This is a genomic window from Streptomyces lusitanus, assembly GCF_042647945.1.
Lineage (GTDB): Bacteria > Actinomycetota > Actinomycetes > Streptomycetales > Streptomycetaceae > Streptomyces > Streptomyces pseudogriseolus.
On record NZ_JBHRWL010000018.1, the window covers coordinates 92,129 to 109,569 of the forward strand.

Genomic DNA, 17,441 nt, shown 5'->3' on the forward strand with positions numbered 1-17,441 from the left:
GACAGGGCCCTGTGAGGTGTGCGTGAGGCGGTCAGGCCGCCGTGGTGCTCGTCGAGCTGCCGGAGGAACCCGACGACGACGACGTCGACGAGGACGACGAGCTGGAACCGGAGTCCGACGACGAGGAGCTCGACGACGAGGATCCGGACGACTTCGACGACGCCGGCGAGGAGCTCGACGAGGAGCCGCGGCTGTCGTTGCGGTAGAAACCGGAACCCTTGAAGACGATGCCGACCGCGGAGAACACCTTCTTCAGGCGGCCCTGGCAGTTGGGGCACTCGGTCAGGGCGTCGTCGGTGAACTTCTGCACCGCCTCGAGGCCCTCGCCGCACTCGGTGCACTGGTACTGGTAGGTCGGCACTGTCTTCCTCCTGGCACTCTCACTCAATGAGTGCTAACGACGGTCCATAGTGACGCATTCCGTGGGCCTAGTCCACTGCGACGGGCTCGCGGTGACCCATGCCACGTGCGACGGTACGCCCGCGCGGAGCACCCGCGAGCCGCGAGCGCAGGGCCAGCAGGGTCGCCAGGGCCAGCAGCGTGCCGCCCATCGGCACCAGGAATCCGGCGCCGTCCCACAGCCGGTCCTCGAACTGTCCGGCGACGGTCACGGCGGCGGCCTGGCCCAGCGCGACCGCGCCGGTCAGCCAGGTGAACGCCTCGGTGCGGGCGCCCGCCGGGACCAGGCTCTCCACCAGCGTGTAGCCGGTGATCAGCGCCGGGGCGATGCACATGCCGACCAGCAGGCCGAGCGCGCCCAGCAGCGGCGCCGAGTCGGCCGTCCACAGGGCGGACGCGGCCAGCGCGAGGGCGGCGTAGGCGACGATCAGGCGGCGCCGCGGGGACACCTTCCAGGCGACGGCGCCGCAGGCGAGGCCCGCGAGCATGTTGCCGGCGGCGAAGACGCCGTAGAGGACGCCGTTGAGGCCCGGTTCGCCGATGGACTCGGTGAACGCGGCCAGGGAGACCTGCATGCCGCCGAAGACGGAGCCGATGCCGAGGAAGGTCACGATCAGCACGCGCACGCCGGGCACGCGCAGCGCGGAGGCGTGCCGTACGCGCGTGTGGCCGTCGGCGGCCGTGGCGACCGGCGGCTGGGTGCCCTTCTGCGCGGCGAACAGCAGACCGCCGACCAGGGTGAGCGCGGCCTCGGTGACCAGTCCCGCGGACGGGTCGACCGTGGTGCACAGGGCGGTGGCGAGGAGCGGGCCGACGACGAAGGTGAACTCGTCGGTGACGGACTCGAAGGCAGCGGCGGTCGCCATCAGCGGGGAGCCCTTGAGGCGGACGCCCCAGCGGGCCCGGACCATCGGCCCGACCTGCGGCACGGAGGCGCCGGTGGGGACGGCGGCGGCGAACAGCGCCCAGAGGGGGGCGCCGTTGAGCGCGAGGGCGGTGAGGGCGAGTCCGGCCGTCGCGTGCACCAGCACGCCGGGCACCAGGACGGCGCGCTGGCCGTGGCGGTCGGCGAGCCGGCCGGTGTACGGGGCGAACAGTGCCATGGAGACGCCGGTGACGGCCGCGACGGCGCCGGCCGCGCCGTAGGAGCCGGTGGTGTGCTGGACGAGCAGCACGATGGAGAGGGTGAGCATCGCGAACGGCTGACGCGCGGCGAAGCCGGGGAGCAGGAACGTCCACGCGCCGCGGGTACGCAGCAGGCGGCCGTATCCCGGTCGGGAGGGGGCCGCCGAGTCCTTCGACGTGGTGACCGTGGATGCCACGGCCCGTGCCTTTCCGCCGCCTGGTAGCGCCCCTCGCGAGGTCGCGCGGGCACGCCGAGAGCTGTCCTCTTGCGCTGACTGCGGTAGATACCGGCGCCACAGCTCAGGGCGCCCGGCCGCCATACGGTCGCGCCAGCTCTGCGTCAGGCAGAGTTGGTTCGATCTGGGGTCGCTTCATGATACAGGCGGTAACGGCGTGCACGCCTGTGAACGTGAGCACCCTCTCAGCGTCCGGCCTGCGATCCTTCGGAGTTGTTGCCCAGCCAGCCGGCGAGCTTGCCGCCCCGGGCGACCGCGCGCAGCCTGCGCTCCACCGCGTCCCGCACCGGGTCGGTGGCGACGACGAGCAGTTCGTCCCCGCGCCGCAGCATCGTCTCCGGCGACGGCACGAACGACCTGCCGTCCCGCACGACCAGGGTGACGGCGGACCCTGCGGGCAGGCGCAGTTCGCCGACCTCGACGCCGTGCATCCGCGACCCGGCGGGGACGGTGACCGACAGCAGATGGCCGCGCAGCCGCTCCAGGGGCGCCGACTCCACGCCCAGGTCGGCGGCGCCGGAGTCGCCGAGCCGCAGCAGCCGGGCCAGACCGGGCAGCGTCGGACCTTGGACGAGGGTGTAGACGACGACCAGCAGGAAGACGATGTTGAAGATGCGTTCGCTGCCGTCGACGCCCTGCACCATCGGGATGGTCGCCAGGATGATGGGCACGGCGCCGCGCAGCCCCGCCCAGGACAGCAGGGTCTGCTCCTGCCAGGGCACCCGGAACGGCACCAGGCACACCACGACGCTGAGCGGGCGGGCCACCATCGTGAGCACCAGCCCGACGACCAGCGCGGGCACGATGTCGTCGCCGAGTTCGTGCGGCGTGACCAGCAGGCCGAGCAGCACGAACATGCCGATCTGGGCGATCCAGCCGATCCCCTCGGCGAAGCCGCGGGTGGCGGGCCAGTGCGGCAGCTTGGCGTTGCCGAGCAGCATCGAGGCGAGGTAGACGGCGAGGAAGCCGCTGCCGTGGGCGAGCGCACCGGCCGCGTACGCGGTGACCGCGATGGCCATGACGGCGATCGGGTAGAGGCCGGAGGCGGGCAGCGCCACGTGCCGCAGGCCCCAGGCGCCGAGCCAGCCGACGGCGAGGCCGATGGCGGCGCCGATGGCCAGCTCCAGGAGTATCTCGCCGATCAGCACGTACCAGTGCTCGACCGGACCGGCCGTGGAGAAGGCCACCACGAGGATGACGACGGGTGCGTCGTTGAAGCCGGACTCCGCCTCCAGGGTGCCCCGCACCCGCGCGGGCAGCGGCACCTTGCGCAGCACCGAGAAGACGGCCGCCGCGTCCGTCGAGGAGACGACCGCGCCGATGATCAGCGCCTGCCGCCACTCCAGCCCGATCAGCAGGTGCGCCGCCGTCGCCGTCACGCCGACGCTCACCGCGACGCCGACGAGCGCGAGCGCGGCGGCCGAGGGCAGCACGGGTCTGATCTCGGCCCACTTCGTGCCGAGACCGCCCTCGGCGAGGATCACGACGAGCGCCGCGTATCCGATGACCTGGGTCAGCTCGGCGTTGTCGAACTGGATGTCGCCGATGCCGTCCTGGCCGATGGCGATGCCGATGCCCAGGTAGACGAGCAGGCTGGGGAGCCCGCTGCGTGAGGAGATCCGGACCGCCGCCACGGCGACGAGCAGGACGACCGAGCAGACGAGCAGCAGCTGGTTGAGGTGGTGGACAGTCAGCGGCGTTCCCTTCCCCGGCCCAGGCGCACCCGTGAGGGAGCGCGCGTCCGTCGCGGGCGATGCGCCCGTTTTCCGGGCGAACCGCTTCGATTGTCACGGCGAACTACTTCGTTACCTTACCTAACTCTTGACGCGTTCTTGACGCGAAAGGCGGCAAGATCGAACGCCCGTCCGCGCTGGTTCCCCACTCCGCGTCAAGGGGCGCGGGGCCCTGCGCCTATCGTTGCTCCAGCGCTCAGTTAAAAGCACAGCCCGACCTGCCGCTCGCGTTAGGACAGCAAGGACAGCGATGCCCACCGACACCACCGCCGCCGCCGCCTCCACGGGTCAGCAGGCCGCCGGCACGTCCGGCAGGAAGAAGGGGCGCAAAGGCCGCCTCCTCGTGCTCGTCCTGGTGCTGGCCCTGATCGGAGGAGTGGCCTACGGGGCGTACTGGTCCGTCAGCACCGTGCGCGCCTCGTTCCCGCAGACCAAGGGGTCGATCACCCTCGAGGGACTGTCCGGCCCCGTCGACGTCAGACGCGACGGCCACGGCATCCCGCAGATCTACGCCTCCTCCGACGAGGACCTGTTCATGGCGCAGGGCTACGTCCAGGCGCAGGACCGGTTCTACGAGATGGACGTGCGCCGGCACATGACGTCCGGCCGGCTGTCGGAGATGTTCGGCGCGGGCCAGGTCGACAACGACGCGTTCCTGCGCACCCTCGGCTGGGACCGGATCGCGAAGCAGGAGTACGAGGAGAAGCTCTCGCCCGCCACCAAGAAGTACCTCCAGGCGTACGCCAAGGGCGTCAACGCCTACCTGGAGGGCAAGGAGGGCAAGGACATCTCCCTCGAGTACGCGGCGCTGAGCTTCGAGAACGACTACAAGCCCGGCGCGTGGACGCCGGTCGACTCCGTGGCCTGGCTGAAGGCGATGGCCTGGGACCTGCGCGGCAACATGCAGGACGAGATCGACCGGGCGCTGCTGACCAGCCGCCTGGGCCCGAAGCAGATCGCCGACCTGTACCCGTCGTACCCGTACGACCGGAACAAGCCGGTCGTCCAGGAGGGCGGCTACGACGAGGGCAGCGGCACCTTCGAGGCCGAGGGCGGCTCCGGCTCGGGCGACGGAGGCGGAGACGGTGACGGTGAGGGCGACGGCACCGGCTCGGGCGAGGGCGCCGGTTCGGAGCTCGGCGGCGGCACGGAAGCCGGTGCGGAAGGCGACGCGGCCGGCTTCGAGAGCCAGCTCACCGGACTCCAGCGGGTGATGGAGGACCTCCCCACCGCCGTCGGCGTCAACGGCGACGGCATCGGCTCCAACTCCTGGGTCGTCTCCGGCGAGCACACCGTCTCCGGCAAGCCGCTGCTCGCCAACGACCCGCACCTGTCGGCCTCGCTGCCGTCCGTCTGGTACCAGATGGGCCTGCACTGCCGCGGCGTCTCCGACACGTGCCGCTACGACGTCACGGGGTACACCTTCGCGGGCATGCCCGGCGTGATAATCGGCCACAACCAGGACATCGCCTGGGGCCTGACCAACTCCGGCGTCGACGTCACCGACCTGTACCTGGAGAAGATCACCGGCGACGGCTACCAGTACGGCGACAAGGTGGTGCCGTTCGAGACGCGCGAGGAGACCATCAAGGTCGCCGGCGGCGCCTCCCGGAAGATCGTCGTGCGTGAGACCAACAACGGCCCGCTGCTGTCGGACCGTTCCGACGACCTGGTGAAGGCCGGCAAGAAGGCCACCGTCGACAGCGCGGCCCCCGACCGGGGCGACGGCTACGCCGTGGCGCTGCGCTGGACCGCCCTGGACCCCGGCCGCACGATGGACGCCGTCTTCGCGATCAACCGCGCCAAGGACTGGGACGACTTCCGCGAGGCCTCCGAGCTGTTCGAGGTGCCCTCGCAGAACCTCGTCTACGCGGACACCGACGGCCACATCGGCTACACCCTGCCCGGGAAGATCCCGACCCGCGCGAAGGACCACGACGGTTCGGTGCCCGTCCCCGGCTGGGACCCCGACTACGAGTGGACCGGCTGGGTCGACCAGGACGAGCTGCCCTACGAGTTCGACCCGGAGCGCGGCTACATCGTCACCGCCAACCAGGCCGTCGTCGGGGAGGACTACCCGTACACGCTGACCACCGACTGGGGCTACGGCGCCCGCAGCCAGCGGATCAACGACCTGATCCAGTCGAAGATCAAGGACGGCGGGAAGATCTCCACCGACGACATGCGGCAGATGCAGCTGGACAACTCCAGCGCCGTCGCCAAGCTGCTGGTGCCCGAACTGCTCAAGATCGACGTCGGCGACCCGCACGTCCGCGAGGCGCAGAAGCTGCTGGAGGGCTGGGACTACACCCAGGACGCCGACTCGGCGGCCGCCGCGTACTTCAACGCCGTCTGGCGCAACATCCTCAAGCTCTCCTTCGGTCACAAGCTGCCCAAGGAGGTACGGGTCAAGGGCCAGTGCCTGTGGGTCGAGCCGGTCAACACCACCGGTCCGGCCGACGAGGCGGGCAAGGTCCGCGAGTGCGGCCAGCGCTCCGCGAGCCAGGCGCAGCCGGACGGCGGCGACCGCTGGTTCGAGGTGGTCCGCCGGCTGATGGCCGACGAGGACAGCGAGTGGTGGACCACGCCGAAGCGCGGCACCCGGCCCGCCGCCGAGAACCGCGACCAGCTGTTCAAGCGGGCCCTGATCGACGCCCGTTGGGAGCTGACCGCCAAGCTCGGCAAGGACATCGACACCTGGAGCTGGGGCCGGCTGCACCGCCTGTTCCTGGACAACCAGACGCTGGGCACCGACGGCCCCGGCTTCGTGAAGTTCGTCCTCAACCGCGGCCCGTGGAAGCTCGGCGGCGGCGAGGCCACCGTCAACGCCACCGGCTGGAACGCCGCCGGCGGCTACGGCGTGGTGTGGGTGCCGTCCATGCGGATGGTGGTCAACCTCGACGACCTCGACAAGTCCCGCTGGATCAACCTCACCGGCGCCTCCGGGCACGCCTACAACGCCCACTACGTCGACCAGACGGAGAAGTGGGCCGAGGGCGAACTGCTGGAGTGGGCCTACTCGGAGAAGGCGGTCGAGGACTCCACCACCGACACCCTGGTGCTGAAGCCCTGACCCGCCGCCGCGCACCGCGGCCCTGACGGACCGGCCTCCACGCGCGCGTGGAGGCCGGTCCGCGTTTCTCAGGCCTTCGCGCCGGGGTCGCCGAACCGCCGCACCCCGGACGGCGTCACCACCGCGTCCACCGGCCGGTCGTGCGGCTCCCGCGGCACGCGCTCCATGACCTCCCAGTCGTACAGCAGCACCACCAGCGCGGGACGCACGCGGGCCCGCTCCAGGCGGGCGAGGACGCGGTCGTAGGAGCCGCCGCCGCGGCCCAGCCGCATCCCGCGGGCGTCCACCGACAGGCCCGGCAGCAGCACGGCGTCCGCCTCCGTCACGGCGTCCGGCCCGAGCCGCTCCCCGGCCGGCTCCAGCAGCGTCATCCGCCCGCCGCCGTGCCGGGCCGGCTTCAGGGAGTCCGGCCCCCGGTACACGCCCCACGCCAGGTCGTTGTCCGGCAGCAGCGCGGGCAGCAGCACGCGGACGCCCCGCGCGCGCAGCGTGTCCAGCAGCGCCGCGGTGCCCGGCTCGCTCCCCACGGAGACGTACGCCGCCACCGTGCGCGCCTCGGCCAGCTCGGGCAGCGCGAGCGCCCGGCGGGCCAGGGCGGCGGCGTGCGCCTGAACGTCATCGGCCGTCAATCCGTTCCTCACCTGGAGGACTTCACGCCGTCGCGCGCGCTTGTCAGGTTCGGGCTGGCCCTGGTTCTGTCTCAAGTCGATTCCCGTACTGTCTTAATGTGCTCATATGAGCATTTTTTCAGCGGAGTCACAGATTCAGTGCAAAGACACCGGCTAGGGTGTCGCCCATGTCTCAGTCACACCCGCGGATCAGCAAGGCTGTCATCCCCGCCGCCGGTCTCGGCACCCGGTTCCTGCCGGCCACCAAGGCCACGCCCAAGGAGATGCTGCCGGTGGTCGACAAGCCGGCGATCCAGTACGTGGTCGAAGAGGCCGTCGCCGCCGGCCTCGACGACGTCCTCATGGTGACGGGCCGCAACAAGCGCCCGCTCGAGGACCACTTCGACCGCAACTACGAACTCGAGTCCGCGCTCGAGAAGAAGGGCGACGGCGAGCGTCTCGCCAAGGTCCAGGAGTCCAGCGACCTCGCCACCATGCACTACGTCCGCCAGGGCGACCCCAGGGGCCTCGGCCACGCCGTGCTGTGCGCCGCCCCGCACGTCGGCGACGAGCCCTTCGCCGTCCTCCTCGGCGACGACCTGATCGACCCGCGCGACCCCCTGCTCCAGCGCATGATCGAGGTGCAGCAGGAGCACGGCGGCAGCGTCGTCGCGCTGATGGAGGTGGCCCCCGAGCAGATCCACCTCTACGGCTCCGCCGCCGTCGAGGCCACCCCCGACGCCGACGTCGTCCGGCTCAGCGGCCTGGTCGAGAAGCCCTCCCGCGAGGAGGCGCCCTCCCACTACGCCATCATCGGCCGCTACGTCCTCGACCCGGCCGTCTTCGACGTGCTGAGCAAGACCGAGCCCGGCCGCGGCGGCGAGATCCAGCTGACCGACGCCCTCCAGCAGCTCGCCGCCGACGCCACGCTCGGCGGCCCGGTGCACGGCGTCATCTTCCAGGGCCGCCGCTATGACACCGGCGACCGCGGGGACTACCTGCGTGCCATTGTCCGGCTCGCGTGCGAACGTGAGGACCTGGGACCGGACTTCCGGACCTGGCTCCAGCGATTCGTCACCGAGGAGATGCAGCAACGTTGAGCAGCGCCGCGCCCCGCACCGCAGAACCGGACCGCCTCTGGTCGGTGGACGAGCACCTGGACGACATCCTCGCGACCGTCCGCCCGCTCGACCCCATCGAGCTGAACCTCCTCGACGCACAGGGCTGCGTCCTCGTCGAGGACATCACGGTCCCGGTCTCCCTGCCTCCCTTCGACAACAGCTCGATGGACGGCTACGCGGTGCGGGTCGCCGACGTCGCGGGCGCGAGCGAGGAGTACCCGGCCTCGCTCGAGGTCGTCGGGGACGTCGCGGCCGGCGCGGCCGACCCCCTGCACGTCGGCCCCGGACAGGCCGCCCGCATCATGACCGGCGCCCCGCTCCCGCCCGGCGCCGAGACCGTCGTCCCCGTCGAGTGGACCGACGGCGGACTCGGCGAGGGCCCCGCCTCCGGGATGCGCGCCCGCAGCCTCGCCCCCGAGGGCGCCACCGGGCAGGTCGGCGTCTACCGTCCCGCACCCGCCCGCGCGCACGTCCGCGCCCAGGGCAGCGACGTCCGGGCCGGCGACCGCGCCCTGGAGGCCGGCACCGTCCTCGGCCCGCCGCAGATCTCCCTCCTCGCCGCCGTCGGCCGCGGCACCGTCAAGGTCCGGCCCCGCCCGCGCGTGGTGGTCCTGTCCACCGGCAGCGAACTCGTCCAGCCCGACGAGCCGCTGCGCCCCGGCCAGATCTACGACTCCAACAGCTTCGCCCTCACCGCGGCCGCCCGGGACGCCGGCGCCATCGCCTACCGCGTCGGCGCCGTCGCCGACGACGCCGAGACCCTCCGCGACACCATCGAGGACCAGCTCGTCCGCGCCGACCTCCTGGTCACCTCCGGCGGCGTCAGCGTCGGGGCGTACGACGTCGTCAAGGAGGCGCTGGCGCACGCGGGCGACGAGGACGAGCCCGGCAGCGGCGTGGAGTTCCGCAAGCTCGCCATGCAGCCGGGCAAGCCGCAGGGCTTCGGCTCGATCGGCCCCGACCACACCCCGCTGCTCGCCCTCCCCGGCAACCCGGTCTCCTCCTACGTCTCCTTCGAGCTGTTCGTCCGCCCCGCCATCCGCACCCTGATGGGGCTCAAGGACGTCCACCGGCCGCGCATCCGCGCCGAGCTGAGGGCCGAGAAGGCGCTGACCTCGCCGAAGGGCCGCCGCCAGTTCCTGCGCGGCCGGTACGCCGACGGCACGGTCACGCCCGTCGGCGGGGCCGGGTCGCATCTGGTCGCCGCCCTCGCGCAGGCCAACGCGCTCCTCGTCGTCCCCGAGGACGTCGAGGACGTGGCGCCGGGCACCGAGGTCGAGGTGGTCCTGCTCGGCTGAGCGCCGCCCGTTGGCGGTACCGTGTCGCGCACAGCAGGCCCGCGCCCCGCACCGCGACGGGCCAGGACCGGGAGCGCCACACCATCATGACCGTGCCTTCCCGGGGGGACACCCCCGGACCCACCGACGACCAGTCCCGTCTGACCCACATCGACGAGGCGGGCGCCGCCCGCATGGTCGACGTGTCCGGCAAGGACGTCACCGCGCGCACCGCACGCGCCACCGGCCGCGTGCTCGTCGCGCCCCGCGTGGTCGAGCTGCTGCGGGGCGAGGGCGTGCCCAAGGGCGACGCGCTCGCCACCGCGCGCATCGCGGGCATCATGGGCGCCAAACGCACCCCCGACCTGATCCCGCTGTGCCACCCCCTGGCGCTGTCCGGTGTGAAACTGGACCTGTCGGTCGCGGACGACGCCGTGGAGATCGCGGCGACCGTGCGGACGACGGACCGCACGGGCGTCGAGATGGAGGCCCTCACCGCGGTGTCCGTCGCCGCGCTCACCGTGATCGACATGGTCAAGGCGGTCGACAAGGAGGCGGTCATCACGGACGTGCGGGTGGAGGAGAAGACGGGCGGCAAGTCGGGCGACTGGAGCAGGTCATGACGCCCTCCGCGGCCCCGTACCGGGCGCTCGTCGTCACGGCGTCCAACCGGGCCGCCGCCGGCGTCTACCAGGACACGGGCGGCCCGCTGATCGCCGAGGGCCTGAAGCGCTTCGGCTTCGCCGTGGACGGCCCTCAGGTCGTCCCCGACGGCGACCCCGTGGAGGCCGCCCTGCGTGAGGCCGTCGACGCCGGGTACGACGTCGTCGTCACCACCGGCGGCACCGGCATCTCGCCCACCGACCGCACCCCCGAGGCCACCCGCCGGGTGATCGACCTGGAGGTCCCCGGCATCGCGGAGGCCATCCGCGCGTACGGCCGGGACAAGGTGCCCACCGCCGCCCTCTCCCGCGGGCTCGCGGGCGTCGCGGGCTCCACGCTGATCGTCAACCTCCCCGGGTCCAGCGGCGGGGTGAAGGACGGCCTCGCCGTCCTTCAGCCGCTGCTGAGGCACGCGGTGGACCAACTGCGCGGCGGGGACCACCCCCGGCCGGACGCCGAGGACGGGGGTGCGCGCTGAACACCCCGTACTGGCCCGTGGAACTGGTGGACGGCGACATCGTCCTCCGGCCGATAAAGCTGCGCGACCAGAAGGCCTGGCGCGAGGTGAACCGGCGCAACCGCGACTGGCTCCGGCCCTGGGAGGCGACCATCCCGCCGCCCACCCCCAGCGGCCCCATCACGCACCGCCCCACCTACCGGCAGATGGTGCGCCACCTGCGCTCCGAGGCGAGCGCGGGCCGCATGCTGCCGTTCGTCATCGAGTACCAGGGCCGTCTGGTCGGGCAGTTGACGGTCGCCGGGATCACCTGGGGCTCCATGTGCTCCGGGCACATCGGCTACTGGGTGGACGAGGCCGTGGCCGGACGGGGCGTGGTGCCGACGTCCGTCGCGATGGTGGTCGACCACTGTTTCCGCAGCGTCGGACTGCACCGCATCGAGGTGTGCATTCGCCCCGAGAACGGCCCCAGCCGAAGGGTCGTGGAAAAACTCGGATTCCGTGAGGAGGGGCTGCGTCCGCGCTATCTCCACATCGACGGCGCGTGGCGCGACCATCTCGTCTTCGCGCTCACCGCGGAAGAAGTCCCCGACGGCCTCCTCGCCCGCTGGCGCCGCACCCGCGCGCGGGAGCGGTCCCGCGATGAGCTGCCCGGACGCGAGCAGCGCGACCACGGAATCCCGCACGGCCCCGGTAATTGAATATACGTTCGAATTGCGGCCCGGGATGACCGGCTCGGAACCGGCAATTACCGGGATCTGGCGACGGTCCGATCGCATCCGTCACAAGAAAAGGTCGAAATATCAGCCAGATCGTGCGACACACCGGCCCAATTGGCGTATGGCCCCGTGCAAACCCCTCTACGGTGTGAGACGTGAGCAGCAGCGGCCTCATCTACGCAGTCATCGTCGGGGCCTGGGCCGCCTACTTGGTGCCGATGTGGCTCCGTAGGCAGGACGAGCTGAACGAGGCACGTCCGACGGAACGCTTCAGCACCGCCATCCGGCTGCTGTCCGGACGGGCGGGCATGGAGCGCCGGTACGCCAAGGACCTGCGGGCGCGCTCCGCCGACGAGGGGGAGCACGGCGTCCACGACCCGGATGCGATCACCGACTCGGTGGACGTCCGGGCCTTCGCCGTGTCCCAGACCCGTCCGCAGACCCAGGCGCCCGTACCGCCCCTTCCGGACGAGCGCCCGGAACCCGCCCGCGGCGGGCGGGCCCCGCAGGAACGCGGCGAACCGGCCGCGCCCCGGGGCGAACAGGCCGCCGCACGGAGCGACCAGGCCGCCGCACGCGGCCCCGCAGCCCAGAGCCCCGCCGCGCAGGGCCGCGTCCCCGCCGCGCGCCGCTCCCCGGACGCCGCCCGCCGGGACCGCACCGCGCAGGCCGCCGCCGAGCGCGCCCGGCGCTCGAAGGTGCTCGCGCGCCGCCGGCGCACCACCACGATGCTGTTCCTCGCCTTCACGCTCGGCGCGGTCGTCGCCGCCGTCGGCGGGCTGGCGTTCCTCTGGGCGCCCGGCGTGCCCGCCGTGCTGCTCAGCGCCTACATCGCCTACCTGCGCTCCCAGGAGCGCCGCCGGTTCGCCTACCAGATGGACCGCCGCCAGGCCGAGGTCGCGGCCCAGCGGCTGCGCGAGAGGCGGCCCCGCCGCCGTCCCGCCGTCGACGAGGCCGACCCCGACGAACCGGAGGGCCCGGAATCGGGCGCCGACACCGACCCCGGCCTGTCCGCCCTCGCCGCCGACCGGCGCGCGCTGGTCGAGCAGACCGACCACGCCGAGTGGGTCGACCAGCAGCGCGAGCGCAGCCGGCGGCCCGGCCAGGGCGGCGACAGCTGGGACCCGGTCCCCGTCCCGCTGCCCACGTACGTGACGGCCCCGGTCGCCCCGCGCGCCTCCGGCGACGTCGACCTCGGCGCCCCGGACACCTGGAGCTCCGCCCGCTCCAGCGCCGTACCGGCCGAGGAGACGCAGGAGGCGGCCGAGGAGCCGGAGCCTGAGGCGGCCGACGACCGCGACCCCGGCGACGGCCGCACCGACGCCCGCCGCGCCGCCTCCGCCCGCCGCTCCCGCGAGCGCGGCCGTACCCCGCTGTTCGACCAGTACGAGGACGGCGACCGCCCCAAGGCCGCGAACGAGTAGTCCCCGGAGATCGGATTTTTGAGCACCCCGATCGGGATGCTAAAGTTTCACTCGTTGCAAGGGCCTGTGGCGCAGTCCGGTAGCGCACCTCGTTCGCATCGAGGGGGCCAGGGGTTCAAATCCCCTCAGGTCCACGCAACGAAGCCCCGGCCGGGTTCACCCGGCCGGGGCTTCGACTTGTTGTGCGGCACCTGCTCCGCACCGTGCCGACGCACCCCGCCGGCGGCCGGCCGGACGCGGAACGCCTCCCGGGCTCGGGTGAGCCGGGAGGCGTTCCGCGTGGGGGGACGGAGGGGTCAGGCGAGCGTCCACTTCTGGTTCGCGGCGCCCGAGCACGTCCGGATCTGCAGGGGCGTGCCGTCGCCCGCGGCGTTGTCCTTCGTGGCCAGGCACTTGTCCGCGCCGACGTTGGTCAGGTCGCGGGCGGAGGTGTAGGTCCACTGCTGCGCCTTGGTGCCGTTGCAGGTGTAGAGCTGCACGGCCGCCCCGTCCGCGGTGGAACCGCCGCGCACGTCCAGGCACTTGCCGAGGGCGCGTACCGTGCCGTCGGCGCCCAGGGTCCACTTCTGCGCGTCGACGCCGGTGCAGTCGTGGAGCTGGACCGGGGTCCCGTCGGCGGCCGAGGCGCCGGCGACGTCGACGCACATGCCGCCGACGCCCTTGATCGCGCCGGTCCTCGTGGCGCCGCCGTTGCCGCCGTCGCCGGAGTCCCCGGTGCCGCCGGAGGCCGAGACGCGGACGTAGTCCACGGTCATCGTCTGCGGGAACCGCGTGTCCGCGTTCGGGCTGCCGGGCCAGTCGCCGCCGACGGCCAGGTTGAGGATCATGAAGAACGGGTGGTCGTAGACCCACTTCTTGCCGCCCAGGTCGGCCGGGGTGCGGGTCTGGTAGGTGGTGCCGTCGACGGACCAGGTGATCTTCTCGGGGCTCCAGTCGACCGCGAAGACGTGGAAGGCGTCGGCGAAGGCCGCGCCGCCCGGGAGGTTGTACGCGGCGCCGATGCCGCCGCCGCCGGAGTAGCCGGGGCCGTGGAGGGTGCCGTGGACGGCGTTCGGCTCGTAACCGACGTTCTCCATGATGTCGATCTCGCCGCTGTTGGGCCAGCCGACGCTGCCCAGGTCGTTGCCGAGCATCCAGAACGCGGGCCACATGCCCTGGCCGCGGGGCACCTTGATGCGGGCCTCGAAGTGGCCGTAGGCCTGGGTGAAGGTCTTGGCGGTGTTGAGGCGGGCGGAGGTGTACTGGCAGGCGCCGTACCAGCACTGGAGCCCGGGGTCGGTGTTCTTGCGGGCGGTGATGACGAGATTGCCGTTGCCGTCGAGGGCGGCGTTGTCCCGGCTGTCGCGGTAGTACTGCAACTCGTGGTTGCCGTTGCCGCCGCCTCCGGTCTCCAGCGTCCACTTGGCGGGGTCCGGGGCGCTGCCGGCCGGGCCGTCGAACTCGTCGGACCAGGTCACGGCGGTCGGGGCGGCGGCGTCGGCCCGGTCGGCGGACGGTCCCGTGGTGATGAAGGTGAAGGCGGCGGCGACCGCGGCGGAGACCAGCAGGACGGATCCGCCGAGCGACCACCGGCGTGCGCGGTGAGCGGCCATGACTGAACGCACCTTGTCTGTGGAGGGGTTCGTGGGGGAGCCCCGATGCTACGGACCGTTGACGGTGCAACCAACTGCCCGGTTTGTGTCCCAACAGGCGCTGACCTGCGGTTACTTGACGCCCTAAGGGGGCCGGCCGATCGCTTAAAGAGCGCTTAAGGTCGGCTTAAGCGGTGAGTCGGGCGGTGAAGGCGCCGTATCCCCCTCCGGCGACCGGGCGCCCTACAGCGTCTTCGCGTAGCAGCGGCTGTCCTCGTGGAAGCGGTAGTAGCCGAACTTCTCGCACGGCTCGTAGCCGCTGGAGGCGTAGAGGGCGATGGCCTCCGGCTGCTTGGTGCCGGTCTCCAGGACCATGCGGACGCGGCCGGCGGCGCGGGCGTCCTCCTCCAGGGCGGCCAGGATGCGGCGGGCGAGGCCCCGGCCGCGCATCTGCTCGATCACGTACATGCGCTTCAGCTCGGCGTCGCCGTCCCGGTTGCCCTCGCCGTTGGCGTCCTGGACGCGCCAGCCGCCGGAGGCGACCGGGACGCCGAGTTCGTCGTAGGCGATCAGGTAGATGCCGTTGGGGGGACGGAAGTCCGCGGGGTCCATGGGGGTGGCGTCGCCGCCGTCGCCGTAGCGGATGTCGTACTCGGCCTGGACGGCTGCGTCCAGCTTGACGGCGTCGGGGTGGTCGTAGGGGACCGGACGGATTTCCATGGCGAATACCGTAAAACATGCCCGGACCTGCGCGTGTCGTATCGTGCCCTGGTGCTCACTGTGACCTCTGTCAACGTCAACGGACTCCGCGCCGCCGCCAGGAAGGGCTTCGTGGAGTGGCTCGCCGGTACCTCCGCCGATGTGCTGTGTCTCCAGGAGGTGCGGGCCGAGGCGGCGCAGTTGCCGGAGGCGGTGCGGGAGCCCGAGGGGTGGCACGTGGTGCACGCGCCGGCCGCCGCGAAGGGGCGCGCGGGCGTCTCGCTGTACACCCGGCGCGAGCCCGAGCGGGTGCGGATCGGATTCGGCTCGGCGGAGTTCGACGGCAGCGGACGGTACGTCGAGGCGGACCTGCCGGGTGTGACGGTCGCCTCCCTGTACCTGCCGTCCGGCGAGGTCGGCACGGAGCGGCAGGACGAGAAGGTCCGCTTCATGGACGCGTTCCTCACGCATCTCAAGGAGCTGCGGGAGAAGGCCGCCGCCGACGGGCGCGAGGTCGTCGTCTGCGGCGACTGGAACATCGCGCACGGGAAGGCCGACCTGAGGAACTGGCGCGGCAACGTCAAGAACTCCGGCTTCCTGCCCGAGGAGCGGGAGTGGCTCTCCCGCGTCCTCGACCCGGCCGACGGGGGCTACGTCGATGTGGTGCGGGCGCTGCATCCCGAGGTGGACGGGCCGTACACCTGGTGGTCGTACCGGGGGCGGGCCTTCGACAATGACACAGGTTGGAGGATCGACCTGGCCGTTGCCACCCCCGGGCTGGCCGCGCGAGCGGTCAAGGGATTCGTCGAGCGAGCGGCCAGTCACGAGGAACGGTGGTCGGATCACGCGCCCGTGACGGTGGTCTTCGGGCAGTGAGGTTCTCGTGCGAGCACGCGAGACGCGAGACCATGCCGCGTGCTCACACGAAGCTTGTCGGACTCAGCTGTCCGATCGCGCACTTCTCTCGGTGAGGGTGAAGGACAGCCGCGAGGTGTCCGGCCCAGCCAACCTGGCCGAGTTTCCACCGCGGTGGCCCTTGGAGACGGTGACACGGGCGCCGCTGTCGAGGAGCACCTGGCGAGAGACCGGTGAGTCCGTCGCTGTGATTTCGCGGTAGCGGGTGACTGTGTATGCCTCAAGCCAGTCGGACCGTATCGCGGCCGGTGCGAGGCACTTTTCGGCGCGCGCAGTCGCCCGGCATACGTAGTCGCCGTACGAACAACCCTTACGAGCGGCGAAGTACATGCGGCCACCACACCCCGAGCAGTAGGCGACTGCCGTGAGCAGGGCGGTCGTACGACTCCTGGGGTGACTGCCGTTCGAGCGGGCTCTGAGCAGCTCTTGCAAGCTGTCGAACTCCTCCTCGGTAAGCAGAGGCGGGCCGATCAACACTGGCGTCCCCGCGGCGTCGTAAACGGTCTGTCCCTTGTGAATGCGATGCCCCTTCAACGATGGACTGCGCAAGACCTTGGACAGTGTGCCGGACGTCCAGCGGAACCTGTCGAAGTCGCGGCCATGGCGACGGCCGCCCATGGGGCGTCCCTGGAGCAGGGCGTGACGGTCCCGTGGCACTGGCACGTCTGCGTCGTTGAGCTTCCTTGCGACGGCGATCAGCGACAGCCCCGAACGCACGTCATCCACGATCTCGCGGACGATGGCGACGGTGTCAGGATCGGGAGTCAAGCACCAGCCCACGCCGGACGGGTGCGGCGACTTCCGATAGCCGAAGGGAACCAGCCCACCTCCATAGCGGCCGACCATGCGCAATGCCGCATGGCTGCTCGTGAGCCGGGCGGAAAGGGTGCGTACCTCTTGTTCGGCAACCTGAGCGAGTTCCATGCATCGCCGGATGGCGGCGTCGTTCGCCTGTGGCCGTACTACGAGTGGACAGTCGTCATCCGGGTTCCCGAATACGAGCGTCCGCGCATGCTTCTTCGCCCACGCGACCAACTCGCGCATGTCGGCAACGGACCGGACGGCGCGGTCCACGTGGGCCCAGACAATGGCGTCGTACTCGTCGGGGCGGCGCAGCCAGGACGACAGGGACGGCCGTTCGAACGGAGACGTTCTGCGGGCCGAGACGCCGAGATCTGCTGCTTCGGCGATGACTGTGATACCGAGCTGCTCGGCGCACATCCGGACCGTGTTGCGCTGCCGTTCCGGCGCTGTGGTGACGTCCGTGAGATGACTGATGCGTACGGCGGCAAGGGCTCTGGGTCGTTCAGTGACGAACGGCAGAAGCGAGGGTTGCTGAACCGGTCGAAGACTAGGCTGGGGCATGTCGGCGCTCCTTGGCAGTGTCGGCCGCACCCCGGGGCTGGTGGCACAGCCGCCGG

General features: G+C 71.8%; 15 protein-coding genes and 1 tRNA gene. 9 read left to right on the plus strand and 7 right to left on the minus strand.

Translation table 11 applies throughout. The features are described 5' to 3' along the window. Positions 1 to 31: 31 nt before the first annotated feature. From ACFOSY_RS24610 to ACFOSY_RS24620, 3 genes are all read right to left on the minus strand, one after another. The gene (locus ACFOSY_RS24610; protein WP_394310593.1) at positions 32 to 361 is read right to left on the minus strand and encodes an FmdB family zinc ribbon protein; all 330 of its coding nucleotides are present in this window, start codon (positions 359 to 361) and stop codon (positions 32 to 34) included. A 67-nt stretch (positions 362 to 428) separates the two neighbouring features. Further along, entirely contained in the window at positions 429 to 1,721 is a 1,293-nt protein-coding gene (locus ACFOSY_RS24615; protein ID WP_394310595.1) for an MFS transporter, read from the minus strand. A 224-nt stretch (positions 1,722 to 1,945) separates the two neighbouring features. Next, a complete protein-coding gene (locus ACFOSY_RS24620) occupies positions 1,946 to 3,454 on the minus strand; it encodes a potassium/proton antiporter (protein WP_394310905.1) in 1,509 nt (502 codons plus the stop codon). A gap of 289 nt (positions 3,455 to 3,743) precedes the next feature. On the opposite strand from ACFOSY_RS24620, the gene ACFOSY_RS24625 reads away from it, so the two are divergent. Beyond that, positions 3,744 to 6,566, plus strand: a complete 2,823-nt coding sequence (locus ACFOSY_RS24625; RefSeq protein WP_394310597.1) for a penicillin acylase family protein — start codon at positions 3,744 to 3,746, stop codon at positions 6,564 to 6,566. 68 nt (positions 6,567 to 6,634) lie between these two features. Here the strand turns inward: ACFOSY_RS24625 and ACFOSY_RS24630 are convergent, their stop codons facing one another. After that, complete coding sequence (locus ACFOSY_RS24630; RefSeq protein ID WP_394310600.1) at positions 6,635 to 7,270, minus strand: 5-formyltetrahydrofolate cyclo-ligase; 636 nt, start codon at positions 7,268 to 7,270, stop codon at positions 6,635 to 6,637. 92 nt (positions 7,271 to 7,362) lie between these two features. Here ACFOSY_RS24630 and galU point away from each other — a divergent pair, with 92 nt between their 5' ends. From galU to ACFOSY_RS24665, 7 genes are all read left to right on the plus strand, one after another. Next, positions 7,363 to 8,274, plus strand: a complete 912-nt coding sequence (galU, locus tag ACFOSY_RS24635; protein ID WP_394310602.1) for a UTP--glucose-1-phosphate uridylyltransferase GalU — start codon at positions 7,363 to 7,365, stop codon at positions 8,272 to 8,274. Next, the gene (gene glp, locus ACFOSY_RS24640) at positions 8,271 to 9,593 is read left to right on the plus strand and encodes a molybdotransferase-like divisome protein Glp (RefSeq protein ID WP_394310604.1); all 1,323 of its coding nucleotides are present in this window, start codon (positions 8,271 to 8,273) and stop codon (positions 9,591 to 9,593) included. The genes galU and glp overlap by 4 nt, the downstream gene beginning before the upstream one ends. Positions 9,594 to 9,679: 86 nt before the next feature. Next, positions 9,680 to 10,195 carry a cyclic pyranopterin monophosphate synthase MoaC gene (gene moaC / locus ACFOSY_RS24645; protein WP_031023028.1) on the plus strand — a complete coding sequence of 172 codons (516 nt, stop codon included), beginning with the start codon at positions 9,680 to 9,682 and terminating at the stop codon, positions 10,193 to 10,195. Beyond that, positions 10,192 to 10,713 (plus strand): MogA/MoaB family molybdenum cofactor biosynthesis protein, encoded by a 522-nt coding sequence (locus ACFOSY_RS24650; protein ID WP_394310607.1) that lies wholly within the window; start codon positions 10,192 to 10,194, stop codon positions 10,711 to 10,713. The genes moaC and ACFOSY_RS24650 overlap by 4 nt, the downstream gene beginning before the upstream one ends. A 17-nt stretch (positions 10,714 to 10,730) precedes the next feature. Further along, the gene (locus ACFOSY_RS24655) at positions 10,731 to 11,393 is read left to right on the plus strand and encodes a GNAT family N-acetyltransferase (protein WP_394310609.1); all 663 of its coding nucleotides are present in this window, start codon (positions 10,731 to 10,733) and stop codon (positions 11,391 to 11,393) included. A gap of 173 nt (positions 11,394 to 11,566) precedes the next feature. Further along, the gene (sepX, locus tag ACFOSY_RS24660; RefSeq protein WP_394310611.1) at positions 11,567 to 12,835 is read left to right on the plus strand and encodes a divisome protein SepX/GlpR; all 1,269 of its coding nucleotides are present in this window, start codon (positions 11,567 to 11,569) and stop codon (positions 12,833 to 12,835) included. A gap of 60 nt (positions 12,836 to 12,895) precedes the next feature. After that, positions 12,896 to 12,969 (plus strand) — tRNA-Ala (locus ACFOSY_RS24665). A gap of 162 nt (positions 12,970 to 13,131) precedes the next feature. On the opposite strand, the gene ACFOSY_RS24670 is transcribed toward ACFOSY_RS24665, so the two are convergent. After that, on the minus strand, positions 13,132 to 14,427 hold the full coding sequence (locus tag ACFOSY_RS24670; RefSeq protein WP_394310613.1) for a ricin-type beta-trefoil lectin domain protein: 1,296 nt from the start codon (positions 14,425 to 14,427) through the stop codon (positions 13,132 to 13,134). A gap of 222 nt (positions 14,428 to 14,649) precedes the next feature. Next, entirely contained in the window at positions 14,650 to 15,126 is a 477-nt protein-coding gene (locus ACFOSY_RS24675) for a GNAT family N-acetyltransferase (RefSeq protein WP_394310614.1), read from the minus strand. 51 nt (positions 15,127 to 15,177) lie between these two features. Between ACFOSY_RS24675 and ACFOSY_RS24680 the strand changes: the two genes are divergently transcribed. After that, positions 15,178 to 15,981, plus strand: coding sequence for an exodeoxyribonuclease III (locus ACFOSY_RS24680; RefSeq protein ID WP_394310617.1), 804 nt, complete (start codon positions 15,178 to 15,180; stop codon positions 15,979 to 15,981). Positions 15,982 to 16,044: 63 nt separating this feature from the next. Here the strand turns inward: ACFOSY_RS24680 and ACFOSY_RS24685 are convergent, their stop codons facing one another. Further along, positions 16,045 to 17,385 (minus strand): recombinase family protein, encoded by a 1,341-nt coding sequence (locus ACFOSY_RS24685; RefSeq protein ID WP_394310619.1) that lies wholly within the window; start codon positions 17,383 to 17,385, stop codon positions 16,045 to 16,047. Positions 17,386 to 17,441: the final 56 nt, after the last annotated feature.

What these genes read in the sequence shown, in the direction of transcription:
- ACFOSY_RS24625 (WP_394310597.1), top strand. Translation starts at nt 3,744, where the DNA reads ATGCCCACCGACACCACCGCCGCCGCCGCCTCCACGGGTCAGCAGGCC.
- galU (WP_394310602.1), top strand. Translation starts at nt 7,363, where the DNA reads ATGTCTCAGTCACACCCGCGGATCAGCAAGGCTGTCATCCCCGCCGCC.
- moaC (WP_031023028.1), top strand. Translation starts at nt 9,680, where the DNA reads ATGACCGTGCCTTCCCGGGGGGACACCCCCGGACCCACCGACGACCAG.
- ACFOSY_RS24650 (WP_394310607.1), top strand. Translation starts at nt 10,192, where the DNA reads ATGACGCCCTCCGCGGCCCCGTACCGGGCGCTCGTCGTCACGGCGTCC.
- ACFOSY_RS24670 (WP_394310613.1), bottom strand. Translation starts at nt 14,427, where the DNA reads ATGGCCGCTCACCGCGCACGCCGGTGGTCGCTCGGCGGATCCGTCCTG.
- ACFOSY_RS24675 (WP_394310614.1), bottom strand. Translation starts at nt 15,126, where the DNA reads ATGGAAATCCGTCCGGTCCCCTACGACCACCCCGACGCCGTCAAGCTG.
- ACFOSY_RS24685 (WP_394310619.1), bottom strand. Translation starts at nt 17,385, where the DNA reads ATGCCCCAGCCTAGTCTTCGACCGGTTCAGCAACCCTCGCTTCTGCCG.